The 13,192-nt window shown below is 37.7% G+C and carries 10 protein-coding genes; all 10 read right to left on the bottom strand.

Annotated features, from left to right (window positions below):
- Window position 1: 1 nt before the first annotated feature.
- Entirely contained in the window at window positions 2-1,147 is a 1,146-nt protein-coding gene (locus Q0983_RS12295) for a methionine aminotransferase (RefSeq protein WP_299553545.1), read from the bottom strand.
- Window positions 1,148-1,291: 144 nt separating this feature from the next.
- Entirely contained in the window at window positions 1,292-1,984 is a 693-nt protein-coding gene (locus Q0983_RS12290) for a LytTR family DNA-binding domain-containing protein (RefSeq protein ID WP_299553542.1), read from the bottom strand.
- A gap of 70 nt (window positions 1,985-2,054) precedes the next feature.
- Window positions 2,055-3,050 (bottom strand): histidine kinase, encoded by a 996-nt coding sequence (locus tag Q0983_RS12285; RefSeq protein ID WP_299553538.1) that lies wholly within the window; start codon window positions 3,048-3,050, stop codon window positions 2,055-2,057.
- Between the two features lie 252 nt (window positions 3,051-3,302).
- Entirely contained in the window at window positions 3,303-4,526 is a 1,224-nt protein-coding gene (lhgO, locus tag Q0983_RS12280; RefSeq protein WP_299553535.1) for an L-2-hydroxyglutarate oxidase, read from the bottom strand.
- 322 nt (window positions 4,527-4,848) lie between these two features.
- Window positions 4,849-6,618 carry a DNA mismatch repair protein MutS gene (locus Q0983_RS12275; protein WP_299553532.1) on the bottom strand — a complete coding sequence of 590 codons (1,770 nt, stop codon included), beginning with the start codon at window positions 6,616-6,618 and terminating at the stop codon, window positions 4,849-4,851.
- 62 nt (window positions 6,619-6,680) lie between these two features.
- Window positions 6,681-7,373 (bottom strand): zinc metallopeptidase, encoded by a 693-nt coding sequence (locus Q0983_RS12270; RefSeq protein WP_299553529.1) that lies wholly within the window; start codon window positions 7,371-7,373, stop codon window positions 6,681-6,683.
- A gap of 186 nt (window positions 7,374-7,559) precedes the next feature.
- Window positions 7,560-8,660, bottom strand: a complete 1,101-nt coding sequence (ald, locus tag Q0983_RS12265) for an alanine dehydrogenase (protein ID WP_299553526.1) — start codon at window positions 8,658-8,660, stop codon at window positions 7,560-7,562.
- 217 nt (window positions 8,661-8,877) lie between these two features.
- The gene (locus Q0983_RS12260) at window positions 8,878-9,147 is read right to left on the bottom strand and encodes a SemiSWEET transporter (RefSeq protein ID WP_299553523.1); all 270 of its coding nucleotides are present in this window, start codon (window positions 9,145-9,147) and stop codon (window positions 8,878-8,880) included.
- A 9-nt stretch (window positions 9,148-9,156) separates the two neighbouring features.
- A complete protein-coding gene (locus Q0983_RS12255) occupies window positions 9,157-10,143 on the bottom strand; it encodes an AbiH family protein (protein ID WP_299553520.1) in 987 nt (328 codons plus the stop codon).
- A complete protein-coding gene (locus Q0983_RS12250) occupies window positions 10,143-13,172 on the bottom strand; it encodes a class I tRNA ligase family protein (protein ID WP_299553785.1) in 3,030 nt (1,009 codons plus the stop codon). Before Q0983_RS12250 ends, Q0983_RS12255 begins: the two co-directional genes overlap by 1 nt.
- Window positions 13,173-13,192 lie beyond the last annotated feature (20 nt).

The following is a 13,192-nucleotide window of genomic DNA, read 5'->3' as shown; positions in this document are numbered from 1 at the left end:
CTTAAATGGTGTTTAAAATATCGGCGGCTCGTTTAAGGGTATCTTCCTTTTTTGCAAAACAAAACCGAAGTACCTTTTCATCTGATCCATCTGCATTAAAAACGGATAATGGTATGGAAGCGATTTTCTTTTCGATCGTCCATTGTTTTGCTAAATCCACATCATATTCCTGATTGATCCCGGAATAATCCAATAGCTGAAAATAAGTCCCTTTTGCCGGTGTGAATTTAAACCTGGACTCCTTTATCAACTCTAAAAACAGATCTCTTTTCTGTTGGTAGAAACCGGGTAAGCCTAAATAATGCTCCGGGTTTTTCATATAGTCTGCTATGCCTTTTTGTGTGGGATGGTGGATACAAAACACATTAAACTGATGCACTTTTATAAATTCTTTCATCAGTTCCCTGGGGGCGCAGCAATACCCAATCCGCCATCCGGTATTGTGAAAGGTTTTGCAAAAAGATGCCACTACAAAAGTTCTCAATTTTAAATCGGGAAACAAACAAGCACTTTGGTGTTGAAGCCCGTCGTAGATCATGTGCTCATACACCTCATCACTTAACACAATAATATCGGTATTCCTGGTCAGTTCCTGCAATGTCAACATATCTTCTTTCGAAAAAACCGAACCTGTGGGATTATGAGGCGAATTAATAATGATCATTTTGGTTTTATCATTGAGCTTCTCCCTGACCTCATTCCAATCCACTTTAAAATCAACAGACGCCCGCATATGAATGGGCACAATGTTGCCTCCGTTAAGCTCCACCATAGGTTGATAACTGTCATAAGCAGGTTGAAAAACAATAACCTCATCATTCTGATTTACGAACGTTGTTATTATAGTAGCAATAGCCTGAGTAGCTCCTGCCGTAATGGTGATCTCTCTTTCAGGATGATAACTTGTACCATACAGTGCATCAAACTTCTTTGCAATGATCTCCTTCAGCTCTAAAAGGCCACGCATGGGTGCATAGTGATTACAGCCGGAATTCATAGCTTTGCTTACCAGGTCAATTAACTTTTTGTCACTATCGAAATCCGGAAAACCCTGAGACAAGTTGATGGCATTATGCTCAGTTGCCAAAGTGCTCATAACCGTAAAGATGGTAGTCCCTACATTTGGAAGTTTAGAAGTATGCTGCATAGGTTAAATGTACATGTTTTTTTTCATTTTTACATGTTTGAAACATACCCCTTACTGCCCTCTTATTTGGAAGGATTACGGGAGGTGTAAAATTACTTCTCTCTGGTTTATTCCGGAAAGAAAAACAACACATATCCACAAACCCTAAATCCCTAAGGCGTTTAATAAATTAGGTTTATACGTTCTGCCTATCGGGATTTTATATCCACTCAGAAATACGGTGTTCCCGGATATCTTATCCACAAATTCGCTGTTAATAATAAAGGACTTGTGCACTTGAATAAACTGCTTCCCCCGGAGCTTCTCTGCCCAGTTTTTTAGTGAATCTATAAAAGAAAATTTTTGAGTCTGTGTAACGAGTGTGATATAATTTCTATCAGATTCAATATAAATAATGGTATCCAATACTATTTTATGCATGGTCTTATCCACATTCAAAAAAATAGTTTCGCTCTTATTTTCTTCTGAATTGTTTTTCGGAACGTCTACTCTTTCCTTAGCTTTATTAATGGCTTTTAGGAACCTGTCAAACGAAAACGGTTTTACCAGGTAATCAACAATGGTTCTAAGTTCAAAACTGCTCACGGCATAATCCGGATAGGCTGTGGTCATGATCACAGCCGGTGGATCTTTGATGGTTTTTATAAAATCAAGTCCGGAAATATCGGGTAGATTAATATCCAGGAACACTACATCCACCTGATTGGAATTCAAAAACGAATTCGCCTCAATAGCTGCTTTAAATGTGTTCAGCAATTCCAAACCCGGTATTTTACCAATGTAGTTTTGTAAAATTCTTTGGGCCGGTATTTCGTCTTCTATGATAATGCAAGTCATATTCTAATAGTTTGTCTGGTCTAGTCTTTCGTCTTCGCTTAAGATAATCCAGAGTTGAGACCTTTTCAATTTACCTCTCGACTGCGCTCGAGGGGACATTAGTTAAAATTAATTTTAAATACACTTTAAAAGTCTCTCCCTTTTTGATATTAAGTTCATAAGCATCTTCATAGATAAGCGCTAATCGCTTTTCTAAGTTTTGCAATCCGATCTTAAAACTGGAAGCTTCGTCTTCATCCTTAAACCCATTTTCACATACACATTCCAAAACACCACTCCCAACTTTAATTAAAATAGAAATATCACTATGCAAGGCACTGTGCTTAAACGCATTTTCAATGATCGTAATCAATAATAACGGCGCTATTTCATAGTCATAGGAATCTATATCTTTTTCATATTGAATCTGCTTAACACCTTCAACTCTTATTCTTTGAAACCTGATGTAATTATCTATGAACTGAATTTCTTTTTCCAGGGGAACAGTCTTTGAATTGCTCTCGTGCAAGACATGTTTTAAGTTATCAGACAGCATTAAGATCATGTCAGGCACTTCATTAGGTTTTTCTATGGAATACGAATAAATGGTATTTAAATTGTTGAACAACACATGGGGGTTTATTTGAGATTTTAAAAACTTCAGTTCCATTTCCACATGTTCTTTTTTTACGGCCGCTACTTTTTCCTGTTCATCTAAAAACCGATACAGCATCCAAACAAATGAGAAGAAGATCAAGGGTACTAAAGACTGCCACAGGTAATCACTCAAACATTTAAAAACGGTACAACCGCATTTTGCAAAAGAATAACAATACAACTGTGTGGCTAAAAAGGATATGATGACGAACACAAAAATATAGCCTACATACATTTTCTTTTTTACAAAAAAGGGTAACAACCACAGGTTATTGGCATACACAATTATAACCAGAAGGAACAAGTATTGAAGAAACGGATTTTCCTTCCAATAGAAATTCGAGAACAGAAAAAGGGACACAAATACAAACAGCATCCAGAACAGGATGTGTACCAGTACTCGCGAAATATGTTTATTTACAATTCCCATATACAGATGAAAAGTACTGAGAAAAGTAAAAACCATCAAAAAGTAATGTACAAAATAACGTTTTGTAGTTACCAACGTCAAAATATGTCGTTTGTAAACAAATCTATTTCATTAATCACGTCAATTTAACTGTCTGTACAGTTTATTGGAATTTGATGATGCTACATGCTATTTTTGGTAAACAATCACTAAACGAACAGTTTTCAAAACCTCACCTTACTTAACCTACGTTTTTTAACATTCAGAGCGTATTTAACCCAAATCAAAATGTGTTGTTGCCATATCACAGATTTGATCACCAATAGCTAAACAGGCTGTGGCTGCCGGTGATGGGGCATTGAGCACATGAATGCCCTTGTCTTTGTATTCTATCCTGAAATCGTCTTGCATGGTACCATCTTCTTTTAATAACATGGCACGGACACCGGCTCTTCCGGGTTCAATATCACTCATGGTTAACGACGGTATTAATCGTTGCAATGTTTTTAAGAATCTCTTTTTTGAAAAGGCCCTTTTGTATTCATTGATAGCAAAACCGGTATGGTTTTTAAGCAGGTTCCAGGTTCCGGAATAGGATAAGGCATCCATGGTATCTTTTAAATTGAAGTCTGTTTTTCCGTAACCTTCCCGTTTAAAAGTCAATACGGCATTGGGTCCGCACTCCACATCGCCATTGACCATTTTGGTGAAATGGACACCCAAAAACGGGAACGCGGGATTCGGCACCGGATAAATTAAATTCCTGACCTTAGTTTTCGCTGCTTCCGTTAGGTTGTAGTAATCACCCCGGAAACTGACAACCCGTTCTTTAAGGTTTATGTTATCCTTTTTTGCTAAACGGTCTGCCTGCAAGCCGCCACAAAAGATCATATGTTTGGTCTTGTAGGTGTTTTTAGAAGCAATGACTTTGGTTGTTTCGTCATTATGCTCATAGGCAAGCACTTCTTCCCCTAAAACAATGTGACTTTCCGGTTGTTTGGCCTTTAGCAAATCTGCCATGGTATGGGTAGCGCCTATAAAATCGATGATACCGGTACAAGGCACCCAAATACCGCCAATACTTTTAACATGTGGTTCAATATCTCTTAATTGGTTCGCATTGATCTTTTCTATGCCTTCGGTATTATTGGCCAAACCATTATTGAATATCTTATCTAAATACGGCAACTCACTGTTATCTACAGCTGCCACCACTTTACCACATACTTCATGTTTTACCTGATACTTTTTAGCGAAAGCCACCAGCTGTTTTCTGCCATCCACACAATTTTTTGCTTTTGAAGACCCCGGTTTATAATACAAACCGGAATGAATAACTCCTGAATTATTCCCGGTTTGGTGTGCAGCCAGTTCCTTTTCCTTTTCTATAAGCAATATTTTTAAGGAAGGATATTTCAATTGCAATTTGTAAGCCGAAGCTACGCCAACAATACCGCCGCCAACTATGGTAATATCATAAACTTTTTGAGTACTCAAAATAATCTTTTTAAACGTGAGTTTGCCATAGTTATTTTTTATTAACACCGAAGGTCATTAATTATGTATGTCGGGTTGAGCGCAGTCGAAACCTAATTAAGATTCCTGTTTTTTAAGACCTTTCGACTGCGCTCAAGGTGACAATCATTCATTTGAGTGATTAAAACGGATTAATAAATAATTTTTTTAAACTATATTATTTAGATTCCCGCTTTATTCATTGGTTCTTATTTTAAATTTTTGAATTCATGAATCTTCGATTTCGCGGGAATGACAATTTAAAAGGAAATCCGAAGCGATGCTTCGGAAAACATGTTTCAATTTAAACAATATCCATCTTTTTTAAGAGAAAAGAGGCATTCATATTCTGGCAGACCCCTTGCTTTAATTTATAATCAAAATGAAGTTCATCCTCAATAATTTGAGCATCGAAAAAATAGTTCTTTACATCATCCAATTGGGCTTCAATCTCGCATAAGCTCAAATCGTGGGTGGCTATGATCCCGGTGGCATTGGAGGCTACTAATTTCTCAACAAACTTCTTCGACCCTATAGCTTTATCCGTACTATTGGTGCCTTTTAATATTTCGTCTAAAACTATAAAATAAGGCTCGTTAGCGATGGTATCTACTATGAATTTCAAACGCGTTAATTCCGAGAAGAAATACGAGCTATCATCGGTTAACGAGTCGGTGGTCCGCATACTGGTGATCAATTTCACCGGTGTATACCGACTTGATCCGGCACAAATCGGTAATCCGATATTCGCCATCACGATATGCAAAGACACGGTTCTTAAAAAAGTACTTTTACCTGCCATATTGGCTCCGGTAACAATAAAGAACTGTTCGTTGTTAATGGTTAAGTCACTATCTATTCGCTTGGTTTTATCTAGAAGCGGATGCCCTAAATCTTTAGCTTTTATAACGACATCATCCTCTAAAATTTCCGGATAAACAAACTCCGGGTGATTATATGCATAATTCCCTAAGGCGTTATAAGCGTCAAAAAACGATACTACTTCAAACCAGTCTTCTACCTTATTGGCATATTGCTGTATCCATTGCTCAATACGATAACTGTTTTTAATATCAGTTAAAAAATAGCCATTCCCAAAAATAGCGCCGATAATGTTGTTCCGGTTATCTAAAGCATCGAGGGCCCTGGAAAGCTCCTTAAAAATAGTGGAGGCTTCTTTCTTTTCAGACTTAATTTGTGCTTGCTTTTTATTTAAAAGTTCCGAAGTAAAAGACTCTTGTTCGATTAACTTCAACAACTGCGCATATTGCCTAAAGGTATCTTTGACCTTATCTACATGTAAGGACAATACATTTATCTTTTTTATATAGCGCCCGGTGATAGCCAGGCCTACCAACAACCAATAACCAATTAAGGATACGTCGATTAGATTAACCAGGATTAATCCAAGTAAAACAACGGTTGCGACAGTAAAACCTAATGGTAGCCATCGCATCATATTTGGCAAAAATGTCTGGTAATTTTTTAACCAACCCACAATCTCTTTGGCAGGTGTTTCAACCTTGACCAAACTTGAGGTTGCGGAATAATGTTGTCGCCATTCGGGTTTGGTAGCAAGTTCTTTTATAGCCTCCTGCCTTACGGGAATATCTTCTATATTATTGGCCTTTAATAAAGAGGCAAGCGTTTTTGTACCTTCGTTTATGGTGGTTCTATTTAAGAATTGAAAAAACGATCCCCGACCGAATAAATCGATATCCAAACTATAATAGTGATTCGGGTCCTGAAACTGCAGCCCCTTATCTCTATTGTGAAAATCGCCGGAAGCTATTTTTAATTCCTCCTGATTGATATTAGCTAAAGCTTCATTAAAAGCTTTTTTATGTTTAACATCGGTATACCTTGAAAGCAGTTTTACAAATATGATGATCCCTGCTATAGCAATTGCAACTGCTAATTGCCAAGTATGGAATGCCAGGTAAACCCCAAAACCGGTTAAAACAAAAACCAGCAGGCGCAACAAACTCAAAGTGGTCATTCTTTCATAACACGCTTTAGCCTTTAGCTGATACGTTTCCCGGTGTTCTTTATAATATTCCAAAGGATTGTTCATAAAATCAAAGAAACAAAAAAGCCCTGAAACATCAGAGCTTTCGTTATCTTATATTGAAATGGTTAATCTCTGCCAAAAACTTGCAGCGCCCAATACAATAAGTTGGCCAACGCGCCAATGGCCGCTACTAAATAGGTTCTAGCCGCCCATTTAAGCGCATCTTCAGATCCTTTGTATTCTTCCTGAGACACCATATTTTTATTTTTTAACCAGGCTAAGGCACGATTACTGGCATCGTATTCCACGGGAAGCGTAATAAAACTAAACGCCGTTGCGAATCCCATCATGACCAAACCGGCTACGGCAACCCACCAGCCCAGACCTAATCCGGCTGCACCACCTAAAATAAGGCCTCCGATAATTAACCATTGCGACATACCCGAACTTACACTCACCACAGGTACTAAGGTAGAACGCATTTGCAACCAGCTATAAGCTTGTGCATGTTGTACGGCATGCCCGCACTCATGAGCAGCCACAGCCGCAGCAGCTGCATTACGTTGATGATATACGGCTTCACTTAAATTAACGGTTTTATTCTTTGGGTTGTAGTGGTCTGTTAACCTTCCGGGAGTTGAAATCACCTCAACATCGTAAATGCCATGGTCTGCTAACATTCTTTGAGCAATTTCCGCGCCGCTCATCCCATTTCGTAACTGGGTTTTAGAATACTTTTCAAACTTTCGCTTTAAAGTATTACTAACGGCCCAACTGGCCAACATAATAGCTCCTATTAGTATATAATATCCAAACATAATTTTAGTCTTTAATTTATAGTAAAGATAGCAATAATTACACCACTTTAGCTCTCATGAAACTTTGTCAGATTGAAAAATCGATCATTTAACATTTTTTAACCTATTAAGTGCTTTTTAAACAAAAAAAGCCCTGACAAACGAATCTGTCAGGGCCCTTCTGCTATTAATCAATTCAACTATTACCTAAGCCATTTCGAATTCCAGATCGAAAGCTTCGGCTATTTCTTTATATACAATTTTACCATTAACCACATTTAAACCTTTGGCAAGTGGTATACTATTTTCACAGGCTTTTTCCCAACCTTCATTGGCTAACTTAATGACATAAGGCAAGGTTACATTGGTTAACCCAACAGTAGATGTATAAGGAACGGCTCCCGGCATATTGGCAACCGAATAATGCACCACATCATCAATAATATAAGTTGGCTCTTCATGGGTTGTTGGCCTTGTGGTTTCAAAGCACCCGCCCTGGTCCACTGCAACATCCACAATCACCGTTCCGGGACGCATCTCTTTTAGCATGTCCCTGGTTATCAACTTAGGGGCTTTGGCACCTTTAATTAATACGCCTCCAATGATTAAATCGGTATGCGGTAAATGCCTTCTGATATTATACTCACTTGAAAACTCCGTATGTACATTTTCAGGCATGATATCGGCAATGTATCGCAACTGTTTCATGTTGATATCCATAATAGTTACGTTAGCGCCTAATCCGGCAGCCATTTTAGCCGCCTGAATACCAACAATACCACCACCCAAAACCAATACGTGCGCCGGAGGCACACCAGGGATACCACCTAATAAAATACCACGTCCTTTAATTGGCTTTTCCAAATATTTGGCGCCTTGCTGAATAGACATTCTTCCTGCCACTTCAGACATCGGGATCAATAGCGGTAATGACCCATCCGGATCTTCAACGGTTTCATAAGCAATACAAACCGCTTTACTATCGATCATGGCTCTAGTAAGCGCTTCACTGGAAGCAAAATGAAAATAGGTAAATACCGTATGGTGTGACTTAATTAAAGGATATTCCTTTTCAATAGGTTCTTTTACCTTAACAATCATGTCTGCGGCACCATAGATATCTTCAATGGTGTCAAGAATAGTAGCACCGGCTTTAATATAATCTTCATCGAAAAAACCACTGCCAAAACCGGCATTTTTCTGTACAAAAACGGTATGGTTTCTTTTAGTTAATTCAAACACGCCCGAAGGTGTCATACCCACACGGTTCTCATTATTTTTTATTTCAATAGGAACACCAATTTTCATATCGTAATAATTTTTAAGTTATTTCTAAAAAATGATTGCAAATTTAAAACAATAGATTGAAAAATAATTCGAAAAAATCGAAATAATTAAAGAAACCATAACAAATTTAACTTTTTATTAGGAATCAAATAAAATAGACCGATTTACTAGAGATTTGTTATGGTTTCTTTAATCCAAGACGCTCGCTTAAGACAAAACCCCTAATTTGTTAAGCTGTTTATTGACGTTTATCGTACTTTATCTTAAAATACAGTAGTAAAAAAGACGATATAACGGTGATGGTATTGGCAAGGATCATGGCAATGCTTTTTACCAATATCCCGTAGATAAGCCAAAATATAATACCTATAAAAAAGATTAGGAACATAGGTAATGAAAACGAAGATACATCCCTGGTTTTCCAGGTTTTATAGACCTGGGGTAAAAAAGCCGAGGTTGTTAATACCGCAGCAATTAAGCCTATAATTTCGATGTAGTCAATAACCATATAAAACCTTTAAGCTTTTATTGCCTGCGCCATTGGCTCACATTCTGGCATTGGAACTAGTTTCGAGTCAATAATTGAATTGTTATTTAGGGTCTTGAAAATATTAGATGAAATATCTTGAAAATTATTTTCGCCGCTATTTAAATGATAAAAAATCTTAATTCTTCTTACATTATTGTGTTCAAATATTTGTCTTAACAAAACCCTATCTGAGATTCCACATGAATGACCAAAAACATTTAATTCAATATTAGAATGATTATTTAAAAAAGCCAACAAATTTCTTTTGTGAGATTTTAAGGGGTATATGTGTGTTTTATGAAAAAGAGTGAAATCATTGTCATAGTCTCTAATCCTAAAATAATCGTCATTTTCATCCCCATAACCAAAAACTATTGGATTATCAGTCTTAAATAGCTCACCATGTATATGAATCATTTTAAAATTAAAATCAGGAATTTTTGACTTCAATTTTGGCAAATATTTACCTAATGTATTCGTATAATTGAAATTTAAAAACAAGTTATCCTTATGTTTGACATCTACAAACTGCTCCAGATATTTGTCAATGATTTCGTCTTCACTATTATTTGATAAATCAAATAAATATTTCTCCAAATACTCTTTTACTTGTATAAACTCACGTTGTAATTTTTCAAGTTGACTCCAACTCCCGTTTTTAATATTTTTTAATAAGATGAAATAGTACTCTTCAATATCAACCCAATTTGCTTCAAAAAACCTATCCATTAAATTTCTGAGAAAATCGTTCTTAAATGATATTTGCTTGAAATTAACTAGGTCCCGAAGTTTAGTCTTTATCGTTTCATAGTCTTTGTCTTCCTGTGGAACTTTTCCAACATCAAACAAATTGTCTCGAATATCCTGATTAAAGTTAATTGATTCTTTAACTAAATATCTTATGAAATCACCGTAAGAAGTTTTTAAGTCATGTGACCTATCAAAGCCATTTCCAACTATGTTTAATACTGCCATTAACCTACTATATTTACGATCTTCCCGGGCACCACAATCACCTTTTTAGGCGTGCGCCCCTGAAGCTGGTCTTTAGTTTTATCAAACTCTAAAACGGTTGCTTCAATATCGTCTTTACTCATATCTAAAGGCAGTTCCATGGTAAAACGCATTTTCCCGTTAAAGGAAATAGGATATACTTTAGTGCTTTCTACCAAATGACTTTCATCAAATTCCGGGAAGGGAGCCGTTGCAATAGACTCAGTATTTCCTAAGGCTTCCCAAAGTTCTTCCGCAATATGTGGTGCATATGGCGATATTAAAATCAATAAAGGTTCCAAAATGGCTTTACTGCGACACTTTTGAGCGGTTAGCTCATTAACCGCGATCATAAAGGTAGATACCGAGGTATTGAATGAGAAATTCTCAATGTCTTCCTCTACCTTTTTAATGGTTTTATGAAGCGTTTTTAGATTATCCTTTGTTGGTTCGGCATCGGTAACTTTCAGGACACCCTCCTGGCCTCCCTCAAGGGAGGAATAATACAACTTCCATAATTTCTTAAGGAATGAATACACACCAGTAATACCGGCTGTATTCCAGGGTTTGTATTGTTCTAAAGGCCCAAGGAACATTTCGTATAGACGTAAACTGTCGGCTCCATAGTCTCTAACAATGTCATCCGGGTTCACCACATTGTATTTGGATTTGGACATTTTTTCGACGTCTCTTCTTACTTTATAAACATCATTATCTTTAATAACCTCACCATTTTCATCAAGAAAAACAGCGTCCTTATATTCTTCTCTCCAGTTTTTGAAGCCTTCAACATCCAATTCATCAGAAGAATTTACAAGTGAGACATCTGCATGAATTTCATTATTGTAAACTATCCAACTATACTTTGGATTGCTATTTAGCATTTCTAAATCTTCAGAAGACATATACTTTTTCAAATTATCTTTGAAGTTAGAATCTTCTTCCTCATTATAATATAAGGGAATGAATATCGACTTATCAAACTTAATTTCCTTAACAAAACTTCTAGCCTTGTTTCCCTTTTTCAGTTCAATAATATTACCCCCAGCTCTATAAACAAAAGCACTCGTCCCTAAAATCATCCCCTGGTTAATCAGCTTTTTAGCATACTCATCATGGTTTACATAGCCTTTATCAAACATGAATTTTTGCCAGAAACGCGAATACAATAAGTGTCCCGTAGCGTGCTCGGAGCCACCGATATACAGATCTACCTGTTGCCAGTAATCGATCGCTTCTTTTGAAAAGATGGCTTCGTCATTATTCGGGTCCATATAGCGGTTAAAATACTGCGAACTTCCGGCCCAGCCGGGCATAGTATTCAGCTCCAATGGAAAGACCGTGTTATTATCGATCTTATCGTTTTCAACCACTGTATTACTTTCAGTATCCCAGGCCCAAACGGTAGCATTCCCTAATGGTGGTTCTCCGGTTTCGGTCGGTAAATATTTTTCAACTTCGGGTAGTTCAACAGGCAAATGTTCCGTATCGATCATTTGTGGCAACCCGTTCACATAATACACCGGGAAGGGTTCGCCCCAATAGCGTTGGCGACTAAACACCGCATCTCGTAAACGGTAATTGGTCTTGCCTTCGCCCTGACCTATTTGCTCCAATTCGTAAATAACCCGTTTGGTAGCTTTTTTATAGTTCATGCCATTAATGAAATCACTATTGGCAATAATGGTGTTGTCTTTATCAGCAAAAGCTTCTTCCGATATATCAATGCCTTCAAAAATATTGGGGATCGGAATATCAAAATGTTTTGCAAAATCATAATCACGCTGGTCTCCGCATGGCACCGACATCACCGCACCCGTTCCGTAGCTTGCCAATACATAATCGCCAATCCAGATGGGGATCGGTTCTTTAGTAAACGGGTGTTCTGCATAAGCTCCTGTAAACGCCCCTGAAATGGTTTTTACATCAGACATTCTATCTCGTTCACTACGTTTGGCTGTGGCTTCTATATAAGCATCCACCTCCGCTTTTTGCTCCGGTGTTGTGATTTTTGAAACAAGATCGTGCTCCGGGGCCAAGGTCATAAAACTTACTCCGAATATGGTATCCGGACGCGTCGTAAAGACTTCAATAGTGTGAGACCCTTCGACTGCGCTCAGGGTGACATTTGGCAATACATTAAAAGCCACAGAGGCTCCAACCGATTTCCCTATCCAGTTACGCTGGCTTTCCTTAAGTGAATCGGTCCAATCAATAGTATCTAATCCCTGAAGTAAACGTTCCGCATAAGCTGAAATACGCATACTCCATTGGGTCATTTTCTTTCTAATTACGGGATGTCCGCCACGTTCGGAAACCCCATTTACAATTTCATCATTGGCCAATACCGTTCCTAAAGCCGGACACCAGTTTACTTCGGTCTCCGCCAAATAGGTCAATCTGTATTGTAATAAAACTTCCTGTTGTTTTTCTGATGAAAATGCGTTCCAGTCTTCAGCAGTGAAATTCTCAACTTCATCGTCGCAAGCCGCATTTACATTAGTATTCCCTTCGGCCTCAAATAGTTTTATTAATTCGGTTATATCCTCAGCTTTGTTAGTATCGTAATTGAACCAGGATTCAAACAGTTGGATAAAGATCCATTGGGTCCATTTATAATATTTAGGATCTGATGTACGAACCTCACGCGACCAATCAAATGAAAATCCAATCTGGTCCAACTGACGACGATAGGTGGCAATATTCTCCTTGGTAGTGATTGCCGGATGCTGTCCGGTTTGTATGGCATATTGTTCTGCCGGCAAACCAAAACTATCATACCCTTGCGGATGCAGTACGTTAAAGCCTTTATGACGTTTGTAACGTGCATAAATATCAGAGGCAATATACCCTAAAGGATGCCCAACATGCAGGCCGGCTCCGCTGGGATAAGGAAACATGTCTAACACATAATACTTAGGCTTCTCTGAATTATTTTCGGCTTTAAACGTTTGGTTATCGGCCCAATATTTTTGCCATTTGGCTTCTATCTGGTTGAAATTGTATTTCATCATCAGTCTTTTTCAAGGTG

The sequence above is a fragment of the Seonamhaeicola sp. genome, assembly GCF_028281565.1.
In the GTDB taxonomy this organism is placed as follows: Bacteria; Bacteroidota; Bacteroidia; order Flavobacteriales; family Flavobacteriaceae; genus Seonamhaeicola.
Note: the sequence above shows the minus strand (reverse complement) of the source record. Positions and strands in the feature narration are given on the sequence as shown.